This window comes from Dongia sp. (genome assembly GCF_041909655.1).
GTDB lineage: Bacteria > Pseudomonadota > Alphaproteobacteria > Dongiales > Dongiaceae > Dongia.
Window position 1 is genome coordinate 294952 of record NZ_JAYRDA010000003.1, and the last position, 19413, is coordinate 314364.

Annotated in this window: 18 protein-coding genes and 2 tRNA genes; 13 read left to right on the forward strand and 7 right to left on the reverse strand. The window is 62.5% G+C overall.

The annotated features are described in order from the left end of the window. The first annotated feature begins 243 nt into the window (after nucleotides 1-243). On the forward strand, nucleotides 244-1062 hold the full coding sequence (locus ACE3PR_RS07590) for an undecaprenyl-diphosphate phosphatase (protein ID WP_374370025.1): 819 nt from the start codon (nucleotides 244-246) through the stop codon (nucleotides 1060-1062). 163 nt (nucleotides 1063-1225) lie between these two features. On the opposite strand, the gene ACE3PR_RS07595 is transcribed toward ACE3PR_RS07590, so the two are convergent. After that, complete coding sequence (locus ACE3PR_RS07595) at nucleotides 1226-1960, reverse strand: type 1 glutamine amidotransferase (protein WP_374370028.1); 735 nt, start codon at nucleotides 1958-1960, stop codon at nucleotides 1226-1228. 30 nt (nucleotides 1961-1990) lie between these two features. Further along, a complete protein-coding gene (locus ACE3PR_RS07600; RefSeq protein WP_374370031.1) occupies nucleotides 1991-2935 on the reverse strand; it encodes a complex I NDUFA9 subunit family protein in 945 nt (314 codons plus the stop codon). 197 nt (nucleotides 2936-3132) lie between these two features. On the opposite strand from ACE3PR_RS07600, the gene ACE3PR_RS07605 reads away from it, so the two are divergent. From ACE3PR_RS07605 to ptsN, 9 genes are all read left to right on the forward strand, one after another. Continuing rightward, nucleotides 3133-3217: transfer RNA gene (locus ACE3PR_RS07605), tRNA-Leu, on the forward strand. Nucleotides 3218-3334: 117 nt separating this feature from the next. Further along, entirely contained in the window at nucleotides 3335-3958 is a 624-nt protein-coding gene (locus ACE3PR_RS07610; RefSeq protein WP_374370034.1) for a ribonuclease D, read from the forward strand. A gap of 189 nt (nucleotides 3959-4147) precedes the next feature. Next, nucleotides 4148-5182 (forward strand): SIS domain-containing protein, encoded by a 1035-nt coding sequence (locus ACE3PR_RS07615; protein ID WP_374370037.1) that lies wholly within the window; start codon nucleotides 4148-4150, stop codon nucleotides 5180-5182. 8 nt (nucleotides 5183-5190) lie between these two features. Next, complete coding sequence (gene lptC, locus ACE3PR_RS07620; RefSeq protein WP_374370040.1) at nucleotides 5191-5958, forward strand: LPS export ABC transporter periplasmic protein LptC; 768 nt, start codon at nucleotides 5191-5193, stop codon at nucleotides 5956-5958. Next, nucleotides 5955-6857, forward strand: coding sequence for an LptA/OstA family protein (locus ACE3PR_RS07625; protein ID WP_374370043.1), 903 nt, complete (start codon nucleotides 5955-5957; stop codon nucleotides 6855-6857). The genes lptC and ACE3PR_RS07625 overlap by 4 nt, the downstream gene beginning before the upstream one ends. Before the next feature lie 152 nt (nucleotides 6858-7009). Next, entirely contained in the window at nucleotides 7010-7732 is a 723-nt protein-coding gene (gene lptB, locus ACE3PR_RS07630) for an LPS export ABC transporter ATP-binding protein (RefSeq protein ID WP_374370767.1), read from the forward strand. Nucleotides 7733-7744: 12 nt separating this feature from the next. Beyond that, nucleotides 7745-9334 carry an RNA polymerase factor sigma-54 gene (rpoN, locus tag ACE3PR_RS07635; protein WP_374370046.1) on the forward strand — a complete coding sequence of 530 codons (1590 nt, stop codon included), beginning with the start codon at nucleotides 7745-7747 and terminating at the stop codon, nucleotides 9332-9334. A 470-nt stretch (nucleotides 9335-9804) separates the two neighbouring features. After that, entirely contained in the window at nucleotides 9805-10392 is a 588-nt protein-coding gene (gene hpf, locus ACE3PR_RS07640) for a ribosome hibernation-promoting factor, HPF/YfiA family (protein WP_374370049.1), read from the forward strand. 84 nt (nucleotides 10393-10476) lie between these two features. Beyond that, complete coding sequence (ptsN, locus tag ACE3PR_RS07645) at nucleotides 10477-10944, forward strand: PTS IIA-like nitrogen regulatory protein PtsN (RefSeq protein WP_374370052.1); 468 nt, start codon at nucleotides 10477-10479, stop codon at nucleotides 10942-10944. Nucleotides 10945-11042: 98 nt separating this feature from the next. On the opposite strand, the gene ACE3PR_RS07650 is transcribed toward ptsN, so the two are convergent. Together ACE3PR_RS07650 and ACE3PR_RS07655 are read right to left on the reverse strand one after the other, a co-directional pair. Continuing rightward, complete coding sequence (locus ACE3PR_RS07650) at nucleotides 11043-11276, reverse strand: DUF1150 family protein (protein WP_374370055.1); 234 nt, start codon at nucleotides 11274-11276, stop codon at nucleotides 11043-11045. A gap of 24 nt (nucleotides 11277-11300) precedes the next feature. Further along, nucleotides 11301-11768 (reverse strand): Hsp20 family protein, encoded by a 468-nt coding sequence (locus tag ACE3PR_RS07655; protein ID WP_374370057.1) that lies wholly within the window; start codon nucleotides 11766-11768, stop codon nucleotides 11301-11303. A 208-nt stretch (nucleotides 11769-11976) separates the two neighbouring features. Here ACE3PR_RS07655 and ACE3PR_RS07660 point away from each other — a divergent pair, with 208 nt between their 5' ends. Beyond that, nucleotides 11977-12525, forward strand: a complete 549-nt coding sequence (locus ACE3PR_RS07660; RefSeq protein ID WP_374370059.1) for an ankyrin repeat domain-containing protein — start codon at nucleotides 11977-11979, stop codon at nucleotides 12523-12525. On the opposite strand, the gene sugE is transcribed toward ACE3PR_RS07660, so the two are convergent. Continuing rightward, entirely contained in the window at nucleotides 12522-12842 is a 321-nt protein-coding gene (sugE, locus tag ACE3PR_RS07665) for a quaternary ammonium compound efflux SMR transporter SugE (protein ID WP_374370061.1), read from the reverse strand. The genes ACE3PR_RS07660 and sugE overlap by 4 nt on opposite strands. A 343-nt stretch (nucleotides 12843-13185) precedes the next feature. Here sugE and ACE3PR_RS07670 point away from each other — a divergent pair, with 343 nt between their 5' ends. Next, nucleotides 13186-14865, forward strand: a complete 1680-nt coding sequence (locus tag ACE3PR_RS07670; RefSeq protein WP_374370064.1) for a methyl-accepting chemotaxis protein — start codon at nucleotides 13186-13188, stop codon at nucleotides 14863-14865. Between the two features lie 55 nt (nucleotides 14866-14920). Here the strand turns inward: ACE3PR_RS07670 and ACE3PR_RS07675 are convergent, their stop codons facing one another. Beyond that, nucleotides 14921-17077 (reverse strand): methyl-accepting chemotaxis protein, encoded by a 2157-nt coding sequence (locus ACE3PR_RS07675; RefSeq protein WP_374370067.1) that lies wholly within the window; start codon nucleotides 17075-17077, stop codon nucleotides 14921-14923. A gap of 427 nt (nucleotides 17078-17504) precedes the next feature. Here ACE3PR_RS07675 and ACE3PR_RS07680 point away from each other — a divergent pair, with 427 nt between their 5' ends. Continuing rightward, on the forward strand, nucleotides 17505-19196 hold the full coding sequence (locus ACE3PR_RS07680) for a methyl-accepting chemotaxis protein (RefSeq protein WP_374370070.1): 1692 nt from the start codon (nucleotides 17505-17507) through the stop codon (nucleotides 19194-19196). A 59-nt stretch (nucleotides 19197-19255) separates the two neighbouring features. Here ACE3PR_RS07680 and ACE3PR_RS07685 read toward each other — a convergent pair. Further along, nucleotides 19256-19331, reverse strand: a tRNA-Ala gene (locus ACE3PR_RS07685). Nucleotides 19332-19413: the final 82 nt, after the last annotated feature.

The following is a 19413-nucleotide window of genomic DNA, read 5'->3' on the forward strand; positions in this document are numbered from 1 at the left end:
TAACTGGATATTAGGTCATATTTGTTGTCTTAATTAAGAGAAAGAAGCCACCTTCGGTCGAGGTTGGGGATTCTCAACCACTGCCGACCTGATATTTAGTTCCGATATGGTACTAAATATCAGGTCGGCAGTGCAGGCCGCTCATGCTATAAGCCAACTCACTGATTCCCTTGAGTCATTCCCTAGGAATGGCGACAAGCGCGCAGGCGTCTATTGGGGATCTCCGCTGGAGATTGGTGCCACTTGCCGAACATCGACATCCTGGTCCTGGCCATCGTCCAGGGCATTACGGAATTCCTGCCGATCTCGTCTTCCGGCCATCTCATTCTGGTGCCGCAATTCTTCTGCTGGCCGGATCAGGGCCTGACGCTGGACGTCGCCGCCCATGTCGGCACGCTGCTGGCCGTGGTGATCTATTTTTGGCGCGATGTCGGCAGCATGGCAGGCGGCCTCCTGAAGCTGGCGCAGGGCAAGCGGGATCCGCGCGCGCGTCTGGTCTGGCTGCTGCTGGTGGCCTCGGTTCCGGCGCTCGGCATCGGCTTCGTCCTCGATACCTGGGTGGGCGATGCCTTGCGCGATTATCGCATCATCGCCGGCACGCTGATCGGCTTCGGCATTCTGCTCTACATCGCCGACCGCTTCGGCCTCACGGTACGCCGGATGGAACACATGACGGCGCGTTCCGCGCTCGCCATCGGCATCTTTCAGTGCCTGGCCTTCATTCCCGGCACCAGCCGCTCCGGCATCACCATGACCATGGCGCGCTTCATGGGCTATGAGCGGCAGGAGGCGGCGCGTTTCTCCTTCCTGCTTTCGATCCCGACCATCTCGGCCGCCGGCCTCTACAAGGGTTTCCAATTGGTGCGCGACGGCAATGCCGCCGAAATCGAGCGCGCGCTGATGATGACCGGTTTCTCCGCCATCGCCGGTTTCCTCGCCATCGTCTTCATGATGTATTGGCTGCGCCGCGCCAGCTTCGCGCCCTTCGTGGTTTATCGCATCGGCCTCGGCATTCTGATCTATGTCGGTCTCTATGGCGGCTGGTCGGTCGGTTGCGGCTGAAAACGCGCCAGGTGACGGCCATCACATATCAAGCGTGAACCATCTGCGCTGACGCCGCGACTTATCGCCGGTAACCGCTTCGGCCGGCCGTCCCCCGCGCCGCGGCGATTGCCATCGGGCGTTGTCGTCCTGTCCCCAGGGAAGGACGGCGGCGCCCGATCCCTTACTGCGCCGCGCGCTCGGCGTAGCCGATGCTCTGCATGAAATTGTCGTAAAGCCGTCTGGCGGTCTTGTTGAATTGCGGCATCAGGGCCGCTGCCTGCTTTTCCAAACGCGGCAAGGCGCCGGCGCCCAGGGCCGCGTCGAGGGATTGCGCATAGGCCGGCACCGCACCCCATTCCGGCACGGTGCGATCGGTGAGTTCCACATGATATTGGAGACCGTAAGCGCGCTGGCCCACGCGCATCGCCTGCACCGGGCAGAGCGGTGACGCAGCCAACACGATTGCACCTTCCGGCAAGCGTGTCACTTCGGCGCCGTGCCATTGCAAGGCCTGCTGGCGTGGCGCAAGGCCAGCCAGCAGCGGATCGCCAAGACCTGCTGCCGTGAGATCGACATCCATAATGCCGACCTCTGGCGTCTTCATTTTGCCGACAGCGCCGCCCAAGGAGGCCGCCAGCAATTGATGGCCGAGGCAGAGGCCGAAATAGGGGAGATTATGCTCGACGATGGCGTCGCGAATCGCGGCCTTCTCGGTGACGAGCCAGGGATGCAGATCTTCTTCCCACACATCCATCGGTCCGCCCATCACCCAGAGCGCGTCATAGCGATCCAGCGGCGGAATCGTCTCGCCCGCATCCAGTTCGACGGCGTCATAGGCGATGCCGTCGGCGGCGAGGAAATCGCGGAAGATGCCGGGATGCTCGCAGGCGATATGCTGAAACACCAGAATACGCATGCGAACTTCCCTCCTCCTGGCGGATCTTGGTCAGCCCACCCGGCTGTAATGGCCGCGCGGGCGATAGCGGTCGAGATAGGTCGGCAGCACAGCTTCGACCGCCGTGGCGTCGAGGCCGAGATCCTTGAGCGTCAGCGCCTGCGCCGACACCACATTGTCGCGCTTCAGCAATCGCACCTGATCGACGGTCAGGGGCGGTACCGGCAGCAATTGAAGAACGCTGGCCTTCAGGCTCGCCAGCGCAAAGGGCAGCGGGATGAGCGCGCGGCAGCGGCCGATCTCGCGCAGCATCAGGCGCAACAATTCGCGGAAGGTATAGATGCGCGGCCCACCCAGTTCATAGGTCTTGCCCATCGTCGCCGGGTCTTCGAGCGCCTTGGCGATTGCCGCCGCGACATCGCCGACATAGACCGGCTGGAACTTCGTATGCCCGCCGCCGATCAGCGGCAGGGCCGGCGAGATCATCGCCATTTTGGCAAAGCGGTTGAAGAAATCGTCCTCCGGTCCGAACACGATGGAGGGACGCAGGATGGTGGCGCCCGGAAAGGAGCTCGACACGCCCTGCTCGCCGGCGGCCTTGCTGCGGGCATAATTGGAATCGCTGTCGGAATCGGCACCGATGGCGGAGATCTGGATGAACCGTTTGGCACCCGCCGCCCGCGCCGCCATGGCGAGGCGCTTGGCCCCTGTCCCTTGAACGGTATCGAATTTCTGCTTGCCGCCCTGATAGAGAATGCCGACCAGATTGATCACGGCATCGGCGCCGGAAACCGCCGCCGCCACGGATTTTTCGTCACGGATATTGGCGGCGACCGGAGTCACCTGGCCGACATCGCCCGCGGTCTTCAGGAACAAAGCCTCGTCCGGGCGGCGCACCGCCACACGCACCTGCCAGCCCGCCCGGGCCAAATTGCGCACCACATAGCGGCCGATAAAGCCCGACCCGCCAAACACGGTCACCAAACCGCGTGCCATCTTGCGATCCTCATTCTTGCCAAGCTCCCGTCCGGCCAGCGGCCATGCAGCAGCAGTTCGGGAATCAGCGGGTAAAATAGGGATATTCCGGTTGAAATGGCAATGAAATCGGGGATCGCAGAATTCCCGCGCCTAACCCCAGATCGGGGTTGACTTTCCGGCGCTCCTGAACAGAATGCGCGGGCTTTCGGCCCCCTGCCCAGGTGGCGAAATTGGTAGACGCGCAGGTTTCAGGTACCTGTGGGGCAACCCGTGGAAGTTCGAGTCTTCTCCTGGGCACCATCCTCCGGCTTTATGTTGGGGCCGCCGACCCGTGACGGGTTTTCGACCCCAAGATGCCGCGCCGATGGCAAGGAACCGTCGTTCCGACGTGCCGAATCACGTTCGTGGGGTGTCGACATGACCATTCATCTGCATCAGGGCGATCTGCCCGAAGGCCTCGATTTCGGGGGCTCCGTCGCCATCGACACGGAAACCATGGGGCTCGATCCGGCGCGCGACCGGCTCTGTCTGGTCCAGCTCTCTGCCGGCAACGGCATTTGCCACATGGTGCAAATCCCCATCTGCCGGCCGCACGCGCCGCACCGGGCGCCGCGCCTGCAGGCGCTTCTGGAAGACCCGGCGGTGCTCAAGATCTTTCATTTCGCCCGTTTCGACCTCGGTGTGCTCTGGCATTATCTGGGGATCGATTGCCGCCCGGTCTTCTGCACCAAGATCGCGGCCAAGATGACCCGCACTTTCACCGACCGCCACGGCCTCAAGGATCTGTGCAAGGAATTGCTGGGCGTCGAAATCTCGAAGCAGCAGCAGAGCTCGGATTGGGGTGCGCCGCAGCTCAACGACGAACAGCTGAAATATGCCGCTTCCGACGTGCTGCATCTCCATCGGCTGAAGGAAAAATTCGACGAATTGCTGGCCCGCGAAGGCCGCTCCGACCTGGCCCGCGCCTGTTTTGATTTCCTGCCCGCCCGTGCCCGGCTCGACCTCCTTGGCTATGCCGACCCGGATATTTTCGCACATTGAGCGGAATCGAGTCCTCGCCGGGGGCGTTTAAGCGGCTAACCCATTGTCGAACCAAGGGCCTTTCCCTTGACAGGGTGGTGGGGCGGACCTAGTTAGGGATGGCCTTGCGCCGTTAGTGGATTCGCCCCCGGATTGGCGCTAGTTTGTAGGTCTATCAGCCTGCATTTTTTGACGTTTTCGCCGGTGCTCATGATGAACCAAGCGCGCGCCACCATGGTTGGAGCGCCTCCCAAAGGGGGGGCTGCGCCCGGTACCGCCGAAAATGCCCTCAAGGCCGCCCTCCATGTGATCGATCACGAGGCCGCGGCGCTTCGTCAGCTCCTGGAAACCTTTACGGCCGAACCGGGACGGAGCGCCCTGGCTCAGGCCCTCGATCTCCTGGTCGCGGTCAGCGGCCGGGTCATCGTTTCCGGCATGGGAAAGTCCGGCCACATCGCGCGCAAGATCGCGGCGACCATGGCCTCCACCGGAACTCCCGCGCAATTCGTCCATCCGGGCGAGGCCAGCCATGGCGATATGGGCATGATCACCGCGGCGGATGCCGTGATCGCCCTTTCCAATTCCGGCGAGACGGCGGAACTGGCCGATCTCATCACCTATTCCCGCCGCTGGCAGATCCCGCTCATCAGCATCACCAGCCGGGGCGACAGCACGCTCGGCCAGGCGGCCGATGTGACGCTGGCCTTGCCGCCCGCGGGCGAGGCCGGCGCCCTGGGCCTGGCACCCACCACCTCGACCACGATGATGCTGGCGGTGGGTGATGCGCTGGCCTTGGCGTTGCTCGAGCGCAAGGGATTCTCGGCCGAGGACTTCCAGCGGTTTCATCCCGGCGGCAAGCTGGGGCAGCAATTGCTGCGGGTCGCGGATCTCATGCATGTCGGCAGCGAGTTGCCGCTGGTCGATGCAGGCATGCCGATGTCCCAGGCCCTCATTGAGATGAGCGCCAAGACCTTTGGCTGTGTCGGCGTCGTCAATGGCGCAGGCGATCTTATCGGCATCGTCACGGATGGCGATCTCAGGCGCCATATGGGGACCGATCTGCTGCGGCAATCCGTTGCCGAGGTGATGACCAAGGGCCCGCTCACCACGTCCGGTCAGGCATTGGCGGCGGAAGCCCTGCGCATCATGAACGAACGTTCCATCACCTCGCTTTTCGTGGTCGATGCGACACAACCGATCGGCATCATCCGCTTGCACGATTGCTTGCGGGCCGGGGTGGCGTGAGGCAGGGCATGGCACTCAGCACAGGTCCCGATAAACCAGGCCCGGAAAAACCCAGTGGCGAAAAGACCGGTGCCGAAAAGACTGGCGCCGAAAAGCCGGCTATCGACAAGCCCGGCATCGAGAGATTGCGCGGCACCAGTCGTGGACCGGTGGTCGCACCGCCGCGTGCGCTCTTCAACAACCGCCGCCGCTCGCGCCTGCTCTGGCTGAAAGTCCTGCTGCCGATCATCGCCATCGGCACGATCGGCTATCTCTCGATCTGGTCCTACCGGAACCTCTCCGATACCCGCATCACGGTGGAGGCGGTGGAGAAAGTGCCGCTGCTCGATGCCGGCATGAAGGTGAGCGGCATCGCCTTCGAGGGGCGCAACGACAAGGACCGGGCCTTCTCCGTGACGGCGCTGAGCGCCACTGAAACCACGGGCAACAAGGACATCGTCAATCTGGAAGAGCCACAGGCCCAGATCGAATTGTCGGAAACATCCTGGATCGCCGTGACCGCCGAGAAAGGCGTTTTCGACCGGCAGCGCGATTTCGTCGATCTCAAGGGCGCCGTGACGCTCTATTACGAAAACGGCATGACCTTCGTGACCGATCAGGCCGAAATCGACCTCAGCAACAACGACGCCAGCTCATCCCTGCCGGTTACCGGAACGGATGAACGGCGGGAACTGACCGCCGAAGGTTTCGAGCTGCGCGAGAATGGCGATGTCGTCTTCTTCAAGGGACGCTCGCATCTCAGGATACTGCCCAAGCAAGAGGGAAACGACGGATGATTCGACCGACGGCACAGCAAAAATCCGGCGCCGCTTCCGCATGGCGCCCGCTGTTGATCGCCGCCGTGCTCGGCCTCTCCGGCGCTTGCCTGTCGGCGGAGCGCGCGCTGGCCCAGGAGACCGCGGCAGCAACCCCGATTGTCGACACCGGCACCACAAGCGGCGGCGGTCTGGGATTCGGTGACGATTCGACGCCGTTCGAACTCAGCGCCGATCAGGGCATCGAGTTCCGCAGCAATGACAAGACCTATACGGCGCGTGGCAATGCCGTGGCGACCCAAGGCAAGTCTTCGATCGCCGGCGACACGCTGGTTTTCTATACCGGTGCCGATGATTCCAGTTTCGACCGCATCGTCGCTACCGGCCATGTCAAGGTGACCTCAAGCTCCTCGACCGGTTATGGCGATCATGGTGATTACGACGCCGCGCAGAAGCTGCTGGTGCTGACCGGCGGCGATCTCAGGATGGACAGCGAAGGCGACGTGCTGACCGCCCGCGACCGCATCGAATATTGGAGCGGTGACAGTGCCATCGTCGCTTATGGTGACGCCGTGCTGGTGCGGGACGGCACGCGGATCAGCGGTGACCAGGCAACGCTCTATTTCGCCGACAATGCCGCGGGCGATCAGGAGCTGAGCCAGGTCGAAGCTTCGGGCAAGGTCAAGGTGGTTGACGGCAGCCAGACCATCTTCGGCAACAAGCTCGCCTACAACCCCGAAACCGATATCGCGATCGTGACCGGTGACGTCGTGATCGTCGATGGCGAGAACGAATATCGCGGCGCCCGCGCCGAAATCGACAAGAAGAACAAGATCAGCCGCCTGCTGGCCGGCGAAGGCAAGCGCGTCCATACCTTCATCAAGCCGAAGCCGGCCGCTTCCAGCGGTGCCACGCAATGAGTGTAACGCGTGACAACGGGGCAGCGCGGCACAACGTGTCGCAGACGGTGATGCGGCCCGACGATCCCGGCGCCGACGAAGCCCCTGTAGCTGCGCCGGTGAACGGTCATCCGATCTTCACCGTCAACGGGATCTCGGTCGATCCCACCGAGATGACGGGGCTTTGCGCCTATCACCTGGGTAAGCGCTACAAGAAGAAGCCGGTGCTGCGCGATGTTTCCATCGGCGTCCAGCGGGGCGAGGCCGTGGGTCTTCTGGGGCCTAACGGCGCCGGCAAGACCACCTGCTTCTACATCATCACCGGCCTCATCAAGGCCGATGCCGGGGCCATCTATCTCGATGGCGGCGAGGTCACCGACCTCCCCATGTTCGAGCGCGCCCGTGGGGGTATCGGCTACCTGCCGCAGGAGGCCTCGATCTTCCGCGGCATGTCGGTCGAGGACAATATCATGGCGGTCCTCGAAATCGTCGACAACGATGCGAAATCGCGCGAGGCACGCCTCAACAGCCTGCTGGCGGATTTCTCCATCGCCCATCTCCGCAAGGTACCGGCTCTGGCCCTTTCGGGCGGCGAGCGGCGACGCTGCGAGATCGCCCGCGCTCTGGCGACGCGACCCAGCTACATCCTGCTGGACGAGCCGCTGGCGGGCATCGACCCCATTGCCGTCAACGACATTCGCGACATCATTTCGCATCTCAAGGATCGCGGCATCGGCGTGTTGATCACCGATCATAACGTGCGCGACACCCTGGAGATCGTCGACCGGGCCTATATCCTGCATGAGGGCGAGGTCCTGCGCGAGGGCAGCCCCGCGGACATCGTTGCCGACGAGGATGTCCGCCGCGTTTACCTTGGAGAAAGGTTCTCGCTGTAGTACGCTTGATCCATGGCGATTACGCAACGCATGGATTTGCGCCAGGCACAAAGCCTGGTGATGACGCCGCAACTCCAGCAGGCGATTAAGCTGCTTGAACTTTCGAACCAGGAACTGGCAGCTTATGTCGAGCAGGAACTAGAGCAGAACCCGCTTCTGGAGCGGGACGAAAACGCGCGCGGCGCCGAAGCCGATACCGGGACGGAAGCCGGTGAGACCGACCGCATTTCCAGCCTCGAAGCCCTGACCACCGAACCCATGGCGGCGCCCAGTCCGGACCGCGTTCTCGATACCACCGAATTCGGCCGTGACGGCGTGGTCGATGATCGGCAATCGCCGCTCGATACCGATTATGACAATCTCTACAACACCGCTGAAGGCGGCAGTGGCGAGACCGCGGCGGCACAGCCGGAAGCGGGCTTCACCGAAAACTGGACGGCGCCTGCCACAGGGAGTGGCGGCCGCAGCGATTTCACCGAGGGCGAGTTCGGCCTGGAGCAGACGCTGGCGCGCCCGGAGACCCTGCGCGAGCATCTTGAGCGCCAGCTCTATCTCGACATCCATGACCCGACCGAGCGCATGATCGGTCTGCAGCTGATCGATCTCCTGGACGATTCCGGCTATCTCACCGGCGATCTCGCCTCGCTCGCCGAGCGGCTCGGCTGTTCGCTCGCCGCCACCGAAACGGTGCTTGCGAAACTGCAGCAATTCGATCCCTGCGGCGTCTTCGCCCGCAATCTTGCCGAATGCCTGATGCTGCAATTGAAGGAGCGTAATCGCTGCGACCCGGCGATGGCGACCCTGCTGCAGAATCTCGATCTCCTGGCACGCCATGACCGCCATCAATTGATGAAGCTCTGCGGTGTCGATGCCGAGGATCTCGCCGACATGGTGTCCGAAATCCGCGCGCTCAACCCGAAGCCGGGCGCGAATTTCGAGCCGCTCGAAGTGCAGGCGGTGGTGCCCGACATCATGGTCTGGCGCCGTCAGGACGGCTCGTGGTCGATCGAACTCAACAACGAGCAATTGCCGCGTCTGCTGGTCAATCAGCAATATCACGCACGCATCCTGCCCAAGACCCACAACAAGGCCGAGCGCGATTACATCAACGAGCGTCTCGCCACAGCCAATTGGCTGGTAAAGACCCTGCATCAACGCGCCACCACCATCCTCAAGGTAGCCACCGAAATCGTGCGCCAGCAGGAAGCCTTCTTTCTCCACGGCGTGCAGCATCTGAAGCCGCTCATCCGCCGCGACATCGCCGATGCCATCGGCATGCACGAAAGTACGGTGAGCCGCGTCACCACCAACAAATTCATGGCGACCCAGCGCGGCATTTTCGAATTGCGCTATTTCTTCACCGCCGCGATCCAGGGCGCCGATGGGCAGGCCAGCCATTCCGCCGAGGCGGTGCGGCAAAAGATCAAGGAATTGATCGAGGCGGAAACCGCGGAAGATGTGCTCTCGGATGACCGGCTGGTGGCGATTCTCCAGGGCCAGGGTGTCGACATCGCGCGGCGCACGGTCGCTAAGTATCGGGAATCGCTCAGAATATCTTCATCGGTCCAGCGTCGGCGCGAGAAGGCCTTGCGTTCGGCCTGAGAGGAGCCACATCATGGTTGCGGGCAAGCGATGAGGGGCTCCCGCCGGATTCGCAAGGAATCCCGGTGGATCGGGTCGGCCAGCCCTAAGTGATTGAAAAAGAAGAGGAGAGAACCGATGAGCAATCCACCCGGTTGCCGCGTTTCTAGGCCCAGAATTGCCATTCCCTTCCGAAAGGATCCCTGCCGACAGGACCTTCATCACACATCCTCCACCCCGGTTGCCTGCCATTCTCCCGTTGCGTGTCAGTGGGCGGGTGCGGGCGTTGACTTCCCCGCGAACCTCGCTATGGTCCCGGCCGCGCCGCCGGCCTTGACCTAGCCCGGCGGCGTGGTGCTTCCGGGGATCAGGTAAATCCCGCTGGGCACGGCCGCGCCGGCTTTCAAAGCAGGCGCCTCACCGTCCCAAGAAGTATCGATCTGGTTCGGCATCGCCTTGGGCGACCGCACCGACATTTTAGGACCAAGTCCATGAATCTGACCGTCAAGGGTAAGAACATCGAAATCGGCGATGCACTGAAAACGCGCGCCCAGGAAAGCCTCGACCATATCTTCGGGAAGTATTTCTCGAATCCGATCGAAGCTACCGTGACCATGTCGAAGGAAGCCTATTTCTTCACGGCGCAGATTTCGGTGCATGTCGGTCGCGGCATCATGCTGCAGGCCGAGGGCCAGGGCGACAATGCCAATGCCGCCTACGATCTGGCTGCCGAAACCCTGGCGAAGCGGCTGCGCCGCTACAAGCGCCGCCTGCGCGACCATCACCGCGCGGCCACTGAAACCATGCGTGCCCAGCAATACATTCTGGCGCAGGAACCCGAAGAGGCTGACGAGCCCGAGGCCATCCATGCCAATGGCGAGGTACAACCGGTCGTGGTCGCCGAAATGCAGACCGACATTCCGACTTTGACGGTGGGCGAGGCGGTGATGCGTCTCGATCTCGCCAACAGCCAGGCCATGATGTTCCTTAATCGGGCGCATGGCGGGCTCAACATGATTTATCGCCGTACCGACGGTCATATCGGCTGGGTCGATCCACGACTCGCAGCCGGTGCCTGATCAGGCACCGGATATACAGGGCTACGATCATCCGCGCCGCTCCCGGCACAATCACGCTGGCGGCGGCGCGCACGAGGCGAAACGATGGAAATTGAAGATTTGCTCAGCTCTCCCGCTCACGTCATGGCGCGGCTGAAAGCCGGCAACAAGAAGCAGGCCCTGCAGGAAATGGCGCGCCGCGCGGCAGAACTCTCGGGCCTGCATGAGCGGGCCATCTTCGATGTGCTGCTGGAGCGCGAGCGATTGGGCACCACCGGTGTCGGCAACGGCATCGCCATTCCGCATGGCAAGCTGCCCGAGGCGAAGGGCATGTTCGGCCTGTTCGCACGGCTCGATGGTGCCATCGATTTTGATGCCATCGACGAACAGCCGGTCGACCTGGTGTTCCTGCTGCTGGCGCCGGAAGGGGCTGGCGCCGATCACCTGAAGGCGCTGGCGCGTGTGTCGCGTCTGCTGCGCGATCGGGCCATCTGCGAAAAGCTGCGCGGGACGGACCAGGCGGACGCCATCTACGCGCTCCTCACTGACGGGGCGCATTCGCACGCCGCCTGATCGTATCGTCGCAAAGAGAAAAGGCGCGGGAATTTCTCCTGCGCCTTTTTTGTTTTCTGAATTTCTCGCGTGAAAGGCGGCTTAGTGCACCGTCGCGCTTAGTGCACCGTCACGGGCGCCAGGCCATTTTCCCAGGCGGCGGCAACCGCCGCCTCGCGGTCCGGCATGATCGCCAGCTGCTGGCCATTGGCGGCGAAGATCGCAAACGCGGTTCCACCATCGACCTCGACATCCTTCACGTAAGCGAGATTGTTGAGGCCGAGTGCTGCCAATTGCTGGCGCGAAATCGCGCGCACGCTGTCGGTCTCGGTCTTGGTTTCAATCTTGGCCATGATCTATCTGCCTTTCCATTGAACTCAGCTCGACGCCTTGTTGTCGATGGTGACGCGGGCCTGGCTGCCGGCGGCATCCTGTTCGTTTCTGGCGATCGGCACCTTGCGCACTTTCGGCTCCATCTTCGGGCGCTCGAGATCGATCGCGAGCAAACCGTTGTCGAGCGTCGCGCCCGCCACTTCGATCCCCTCGGCCAGCACGAAGCTGCGCTGGAATTGCCGCGCGGCGATGCCGCGATAGAGATAGACGCGATTGGGGTCGTCACTTTGCTTCCCGCGGACGGAGAGCTGATTGTCTTCGACTTGTATGTCGAGATCGTTAAGACCGAAACCGGCGACGGCCAACGTGATCCGCAGGCGGGTGTCGCTCAATTGTTCGATATTATAGGGCGGATACCCCTCAGCGCCGGCCTTGGCGACGCGGTCCAGGGTACGCTCGAATTGGTCGAAGCCCAGCAATAGCGGGCTATTGAATAGCGACAGGCGTGACATGGCTCCTCCTTCCGAGCGAGCGATCGTTCCTATTTGGCCGGCATGCCCGATAACGGCCCATGCCCACCCAGCCCGATAAGCGGCTTCCCTAGAGAGATAGTAACCTACGTTAAGAAATCAAGCGGTGTCGCCACAGGCGGTCTTGCAGGAACCAATGCGTCGGCTAAACTGTTCGGGGGACAAAACAATTCCAATATCGGGGGTCTCGATGAAGACGATCTGCAACCGGCGCCGCTTTGCGACCTTTATGGCTGTCCCGGCGGTGCTGGCCGCTGCCGGCCTGACGCTGACCGCCTGCGCCGGGCCCGGCGGTTCCGCCGCCACCGAGGCCAATAGCGGGCTCGGCCGCCTGGACATCCCCGAAACGCCGGCCAGCCAGGCGACCCAGGATCTCTGGGCGGCGGCGCAAAGCGGCGACGTCGACGGCATCAAGGCGGCTCTTGCCGCCGGCGCCGATATCGAGGGCATCGATTTCAGTGAGAACCGCAACGGCCGCCGCGCCCTCAATTACGCCGCTCTCAACAATCACCCGGCGGCGATCGAAGCCCTGCTTGCCGCCGGCGCCAATATCGAATCGCAGAACCGCACCCGCTTCACCCCGCTCCATCACGCCGCCGAGGCGGGATCGATCGATGCGATCCAGACCCTGCTGAAGCACGGCGCCAACAAGAAGGCGAAGATGTATCGCGGTGGCATCCCGCAGCAGATCGCCGAATTCAAGGGCCATCGCGAAGCGGCGCTGTTGCTGGTTCCCTAATTCTTCAGGGTGAGCTTCAGCCCGGCAATGCCGGCGACGATCAGCGCGATCGAGAAAAGACGCATCGGATCGGCGGATTCCTTCAGCACCAGAATGCCGAAGACCGCCGTGCCGATTGTGCCGATCCCGGTCCACACCGCATAGGCCGTGCCCAGGGGCAATTGCCGCAGGGCCAGGCCCAGCAATGCCAGGCTGAATGCCATCGCCGCGAGCGTGAGGGCGGATGGCCAAAGCCGCGTGAAGCCATCGGTGTATTTAAGGCCGACGGCCCAGCCGATTTCAAAGAGGCCGGCGATGGCGAGAAGGATCCAGGACATAGGCAACTCCCAAGCGTGATGACTTGGGGTCGTCCCCGGAAAGAAGAGATACCGGCAAGGTCGTCCTTGCCGTGCTGACACCATATTTATAACGCGATGGAGCCAGCGCAAGTTCATTTGCGCAGGGGCAGGAGGTTAGGACTTCTCCCCCAGTCATACGTGTTTGAATCGCGATCAAGGACGCTCGCATCGGATTCCCATCTCAGTTCAAGGACAGAAGTCTTCGTCAAACGGTCTCGGCCACTCTGAGGGTCAGAAAACCGCGCATTTAGCATTAACGCTTCAGTAATGGGGAAGATGCAGCGTGCGCAGGAAACGTGTTTCCACGCGAAAGGTGCTTCTCATGGCAAATGTCAAAATCGGCGGCAAGATCATGGCCGCGATGGGTGTGTTGCTGATGATCATCATCGGTCTGGGTGTCTTCAGCACGACCCGGCTCGGCGACGTCAACGATAGATCGACAGAGATAGCTGAAAACTGGCTGCCCAGCGTAGCAGCCGTGGGCGCGATGCGCACCGAGGCCATGCGCCATCGCACACGGGAGGCCGGGCATATCCTCTCGACCACGCCGGAAGCGATCGCGGAATACGAGAAGCTGATCACCGATGCCTTGGAGCGTGTGACCGCAAGTCAGCAGGAATACGAAAAGATGATCTCGTCCGACGAGGAACGGGCGCTTTATCAAGCATATCTCGCGCAACGCGAAAAATATCTCTCATTAAGCGAGGAAATGCTGGCGCTCTCGCGGGTCAACAAGAACGAAGAAGCTGCCGCGATATATTCGACAGCGTCGCGCCAGCAATTCTTCGCCATGGACGAACCGCTGGGCAAGCTGGTTGAGCTCAATCATGTGGGAGGCGACACGGCCAGCCAGGAAGCGAGCGATACATTCCAGCAGTCGCGTATGCTGGTGATCGGCGCGATGGTCGCCGCGGCGATCTTTTCCGTCGTCATTGCCATTGCCCTGACCCGCGGCATCGCCGGTCCGGTGAAAGCGCTTTCCGCGACGATGCTGCATCTCGCGGGCGGCGACAAAACGGTGGAGATTCCCGGTACCAATCGGGGTGACGAATTGGGCGGCATGGCCAAGGCCGTGCAGACCTTCAAGGACAACATGATCGAGGCGGATCGTCTGCGCGCTGCCCAGGAGGCCGAACAACAGCGCCAGCTCGACCGTGCCAAGCGCATGAACGAAGCTGTCACCAGTTTCGACCAGGCGATCGGCGAGGTGGTGAATGCGGTCGGTTCCGCCGCCACGGAGCTGGAAGGTACCGCGCGCTCGATGCAGCAGACCGCGGAACAGACCTCGCAGCAATCATCGACCGTGGCCGCCGCGGCCGAGCAGATGACCCAGAACGTGCAGACGGTTGCTTCGGCGACGGAAGAGCTTTCCGCTTCGATTCATGAAATCTCGGGCCAGGTCACCGAATCGACCCGCATCGTCGGCGAGGCGGTCGGTCAGGCGCAGGATACCAATGCCAAGGTGAAGAGCCTGGCGGAAGCGGCACAGAGGATCGGCGACGTGGTCGATCTCATCAACAATATCGCGGGCCAGACCAACCTTCTCGCCCTCAATGCCACCATCGAGGCGGCGCGTGCCGGTGAAGCGGGCAAGGGCTTCGCGGTGGTGGCGTCGGAGGTGAAGACGCTGGCCACCCAGACGGCGCGGGCGACCGACGAGATCGGCACTCAGATTCGCGCCATTCAGGAAGCGACGGGTTCCTCGGCGGAAGCCATTGCCGGCATCACGCAGACCATCGGCCGCGTCAACGAGATTTCGACCACCATCGCCTCGGCGGTCGAGGAACAGGGTGCCGCCACGCAGGAAATCTCGCGCAACGTCCAGCAGGCGGCACAGGGTACCACGGAGGTCACGACGAACATCGTCCAGGTGACTCAGGCTTCGCAGATGACCAGCTCGGCAGCGGGTCAGGTTCTGGCGGCGGCGGGAGAATTGTCGCGCAGCGGCGAGCGCCTGCGGGGCGAGGTGGAGACCTTCCTCCACACGGTCCGGAATCTCTGATCGCATTCACCCGCGCCGATTCGGTTGATCGGCGCGGGTGGATGGATTTGCCGGCTTAGCCAGCGCGGACCTTGGCAATGAAGCCATCGACCTCATTGGCCAGCGCCTGGGATTGACGCGAGAGATCCCCCGCCGCACCCAGCACCTGGGACGAAGCGGAGCCGGCATCTTCCGAGGCGCGGCTCACACCGCTGATATTGCGGTTCACCTCATCCGTGCCGTTGGCAGCCTGCTGGGCGTTGCTGGAAATCTCCCGCGTTGCTGCCGATTGCTCCTCGACCGCGGCGGCGATCCCCGACGAGATTTCGTTGATGCGGCCGATCGTGCTGCGGATTTCCGACATGGCATCGACCGCGGCCTTCGTCACGTTCTGCATGCCGGAAATCTGGCCGGAGATTTCCTCGGTCGCTTTCGAGGTCTGCGTCGCCAGGTTCTTCACCTCCGAAGCCACCACGGCGAAGCCCTTGCCGGCATCGCCAGCACGGGCCGCTTCGATCGTGGCGTTCAAGGCCAGCAGATTGGTCTGCGAGGCGATGTCGTTGATGAGCTGCACGATACCGCCGATCTTCTCGGCGGCGACCGCAAGGCTTTCCACCGTGGCGCCGGTCTTGGCGACTTCCTCGACCGCGGTGCGGGTGATGGTGCTGCTCTCGGCCACCTGGCGGCTGATCTCGCTGATCGAGCTCGAGAGCTCTTCCGAGGCAGCGGCCACGGTGGTGACATTGGTCGAGGCTTCGGTCGCGGCCTGTGCCACGGCCGTCGCCTGCCGGGCGCTTTCCTCGGCCACCGCCGACATCGATTGCGCGTTCGATTCAAGCTGCGTCGCCGCACTCGATACCGATTGCACGATGCCCTTCACGCTGGCCTCGAATCCGTCGGCCAGTTGCAGCATGGCACGGCGGCGTTCTTCGGCGGCCTTTGCCTCGACCTCCGCCTGGCGCTGGCGCAACTCTTCGACCTCGATCAGCTTCTGGCGGAAGAACTCGACCGCCTTGGCCATGACGCCCATTTCATCGCCGCGTGCCGTCATCGGCACGGCAACCTGGGTATCGCCGCCGGCCAGCGCCTCGACGGCCGCGGTCAGGGAACGCACCGGCCGCGCCGCCACAAACCGCACCAGCACCATGATGACGATGGCGAGGAGCGCCACGACCACGACGGCGATGACCGAGTTCACCCAGATGACCTCCTGGACCGGCGCCATGATCTTGTCTTCGGGCAGGTTCAGCATCACCGCCCAGGGCTTTTCCGCCTTGCCGATCGTCAATGGCACGAAGACGCGGGTGACGTTGGTCTGCAGCGCATTTGACCAATCGGTGAGCGAGAACCGCTCGCCGGCCTGTGCGCGCGGCAGGGCGTCCTTGAAGGCTGGGCTCAATCCGACGAAAGGCTTGCCGAGATTTTTCGGCTCGACCGAAGCCGCCATCAGGCCGCCGCTCGAGATGACCGCGATCGATCCGGTGCCATAGGGGCGCACCTTCAGCAATTCCTGGTTCATCTGTTCGAGCGACATGTCGACGCCGATGACGCCGATCACCTTGCCCTCGACGATGACCGGCGTCGCCAGGCTGACCAGCAGCGTGTCCTTGCCGGCCAGCGCGTAGATATAGGGCTCCAATACCGTGTCCTGCGCGGTCTTGAGCGGGATCTGGTAGAAATCGCCGGTGGGGTCCTGATTGTCCAGCGACGCCATCGGGTCGAGCTTGATCTCGCCCTGATCGGGATAGGCATAGGGCACGTAGCGGCCGGTTGGATTGGCACCTTCCGTGCCGATCGCCGCCTGGTCCTGGCCGTCGAAGGTATCCGGTTCGAAACCGGCCCAGATACCGACCAGATCCGGATTGGCCTTGAGGGCGGCGCGGATGGCGGCGGTAAAGGCACCGCGGTTGAGGGCATTCTCGCCGCGCATGCCGAGATAGACGTCGCGCAGGGTGTAGGCGATTTGGAACTTGGCATCGAACATCGCCTGCATTTCGGCCGATCGCGCCTGGGCCATCTCTTCGCCCTGCGCCATCGCCAGGCGATGTACGATCTCACCGCTGCGCTGCGAGGAGATCCAGGTCGAGGCGGCATAGCCCACGGCCACGGCCAGGATGATCGGCAGCAGAATCTTGAGCGAGAGCGGCATGCGCGAGAACAGCCCCGCGCGCCGGGCCGCATTGCCCGCCTGCGCTGTGATCGGAGCCTGGCGGGGCGTCGATGTTTTGACCATGGTTGATTTCCCTAACGAAAAAGAACGGCGTGAACGCGGCGGATGCCGGCGGGCGTGCCAAGGCTTTTATGCCTCGGTCCCCGTGATGAAGCCGTTCTAGGGGTGCCTCCGTGAACAATGTCTTAATAAATTGGGCGACGAAAAAATGTCATGAATCAAACCCTCCGCTTCATGAAATAACGCGGAAAAATCGGCTCATATTGGTAGAAATCCGCCCGGCCGTGATTGGGGCGCTGGCCGGTTATGGTGGCCTCGCGCGTCAAGTTAGGCGGAACTTAGGCGCGCATTCTCATAAGAAAAATCTCCTAAACGTATAACCTAGCTTATTAATCAGGCATTAGTTTTCTGACCCTATTGTCGCATAAGCGGCAAGCGGCGGCCGACATGTCGGTGCACCGCCAACAAACTTGATAGGGATGAGACACCCATGCGGTATCGGGATTTTCGGATTGCGACGCGCCTCGCATTGGTCGTGCTGGTGGCGATGATCGGCATGCTCACCATTGGCGGCATTTCCGCCTATGAAACGCGCGAGACCCTGCTGCGCGACCGTCAGATCAAGACCAAGCACGTGGTCGAAACCGCCTATGGCGTGCTGGCCTATTACGGCGAGCAGGCAAAGGCCGGCGCGATCACCGAGGAAGTGGCCAAGGCAACGGCAATGACCATGCTGGAAGGCATGCGATACGACGAAAAGGAATATTTCTGGATCAACGATCTAACGCCGCGGATGCTGATGCATCCCTTCGCCAAGAAATTGCTTGAGCAGCCGACCCTCGCCGATCTTGCTGATCCCAACGGCAAGAAGATCTTTGCCGAGATGCTGCAGATCGCAAAGGAGAAGGGCGCCGGCTTCACCGATTACATGTGGCCGCAGCCGGGCGCCGACCAGCCGGTACCGAAGATTTCCTATGTCCAGCTCTATGAACCCTGGGGTTGGATCGTCGGCTCCGGCATCTATATCGACGACGTCAATGCAATTTTCTGGGATTTGATGCTGACGCAGGGATTGGTGATCGGCGTCATCATGCTTCTGACGATCGCCATCAGCTTCGTGATCGCCCGCAGCATCTCGCGGCCCATCGCGGGACTCACCGCCAACATGATGCGCCTAGCCGATGGCGACAAATCCATCACCGTCGAGAACGCCGATAACAAATCGGAAGTGGGTGCTCTTGCCCGCGCGCTTTCGGTGTTCAAGGACAATGCCCTGGAAATGGATCGTCTCGCCGCTGAGCGCACTGTGCAGGAAGAACGCGCGGCGGAAGAAAAGCGCCAGGCCATGCTCAATCTCGCCTCGACCTTTGAAAGCACGGTGAGTCAGGTGGTGAGCCAGGTTTCCTCCGCCTCGGTCGAATTGCAATCCTCGGCGGAATCCATGGCTGGCAATACCGAACAGACCACCGGTCAGGCGGGGCTCGTTGCTTCCGCCTCGGAACAGGCCTTCAGCAATGTGCAATCGGTGGCGGCGGCGACCGAGGAATTGTCGGCCTCGATTTCCGAGATCAGCCAGCAGGTCACGCAATCCACCAACATTGCGTCGAAGGCGGTGCAGGAAGCGCGCCAGACCGACAAGACCATCAACGGCCTTGCCGAGGCCAGCCAGCGGATCGGCGATGTCGCCAATCTCATTCGTGATATCGCCAATCAGACCAATCTGCTGGCCTTGAACGCCACCATCGAAGCCGCGCGCGCCGGCGATGCCGGCAAGGGCTTTGCTGTGGTGGCATCCGAGGTGAAGAACCTCGCCAACCAGACCGCCCAGGCGACCGAGGAGATCACCGGCCAGATCGCCGGCATCCAGGGTGCGACGGCGGAAGCCGTGCAGGCGATCCGGATCATCACCAACACGATCACCGAGATCGACCAGATCGCCAGCGCCATCGCGGCGGCGGTCGAAGAGCAGGGCGCTGCGACGCGCGAGATTTCCAGAAGCGTCCAACAGGCCGCCGACGGCACACGCGATGTCAGTCAGAACATCGCCGGCGTCTCCGATGCCTTGGGCGAATCAGGGCGTCTCGCCGAAGGTCTGCTCGGCGCCGCTTCCGATCTCTCGCGCCAGGCCGATGTCATGCGCGGCGAAATCAGCCGCTTCCTCGATCACATCCGTGCCGCCTGACAGGGACGACGCCCAAAAACAAAACCCCCGCACGATCGCTCGTGGCGGGGGTTTCTGTTTGGTGGACCCAAGCGGGATCGAACCGCTGACCTCCACAATGCCATTGTGGCGCTCTCCCAGCTGAGCTATGGGCCCGAAACTCGGGGTGACCGCCGCATGCCGTGCTTGACGGCATTCTGGGAGGCGGTCGAACGGGCTGGAACCTAAGTGGCTGCCG

Bases quoted from the DNA above. Each gene is read 5' to 3' on its own strand.
- ACE3PR_RS07595 (WP_374370028.1), bottom strand. From the start codon at position 1,960: ATGCGTATTCTGGTGTTTCAGCATATCGCCTGCGAGCATCCCGGCATC.
- ACE3PR_RS07600 (WP_374370031.1), bottom strand. From the start codon at position 2,935: ATGGCACGCGGTTTGGTGACCGTGTTTGGCGGGTCGGGCTTTATCGGC.
- ACE3PR_RS07610 (WP_374370034.1), top strand. From the start codon at position 3,335: ATGACCATTCATCTGCATCAGGGCGATCTGCCCGAAGGCCTCGATTTC.
- ACE3PR_RS07615 (WP_374370037.1), top strand. From the start codon at position 4,148: ATGATGAACCAAGCGCGCGCCACCATGGTTGGAGCGCCTCCCAAAGGG.
- lptC (WP_374370040.1), top strand. From the start codon at position 5,191: ATGGCACTCAGCACAGGTCCCGATAAACCAGGCCCGGAAAAACCCAGT.
- ACE3PR_RS07625 (WP_374370043.1), top strand. From the start codon at position 5,955: ATGATTCGACCGACGGCACAGCAAAAATCCGGCGCCGCTTCCGCATGG.
- lptB (WP_374370767.1), top strand. From the start codon at position 7,010: ATGACGGGGCTTTGCGCCTATCACCTGGGTAAGCGCTACAAGAAGAAG.
- rpoN (WP_374370046.1), top strand. From the start codon at position 7,745: ATGGCGATTACGCAACGCATGGATTTGCGCCAGGCACAAAGCCTGGTG.
- hpf (WP_374370049.1), top strand. From the start codon at position 9,805: ATGAATCTGACCGTCAAGGGTAAGAACATCGAAATCGGCGATGCACTG.
- ptsN (WP_374370052.1), top strand. From the start codon at position 10,477: ATGGAAATTGAAGATTTGCTCAGCTCTCCCGCTCACGTCATGGCGCGG.
- ACE3PR_RS07650 (WP_374370055.1), bottom strand. From the start codon at position 11,276: ATGGCCAAGATTGAAACCAAGACCGAGACCGACAGCGTGCGCGCGATT.
- ACE3PR_RS07655 (WP_374370057.1), bottom strand. From the start codon at position 11,768: ATGTCACGCCTGTCGCTATTCAATAGCCCGCTATTGCTGGGCTTCGAC.
- ACE3PR_RS07660 (WP_374370059.1), top strand. From the start codon at position 11,977: ATGAAGACGATCTGCAACCGGCGCCGCTTTGCGACCTTTATGGCTGTC.
- sugE (WP_374370061.1), bottom strand. From the start codon at position 12,842: ATGTCCTGGATCCTTCTCGCCATCGCCGGCCTCTTTGAAATCGGCTGG.
- ACE3PR_RS07670 (WP_374370064.1), top strand. From the start codon at position 13,186: ATGGCAAATGTCAAAATCGGCGGCAAGATCATGGCCGCGATGGGTGTG.
- ACE3PR_RS07675 (WP_374370067.1), bottom strand. From the start codon at position 17,077: ATGGTCAAAACATCGACGCCCCGCCAGGCTCCGATCACAGCGCAGGCG.
- ACE3PR_RS07680 (WP_374370070.1), top strand. From the start codon at position 17,505: ATGCGGTATCGGGATTTTCGGATTGCGACGCGCCTCGCATTGGTCGTG.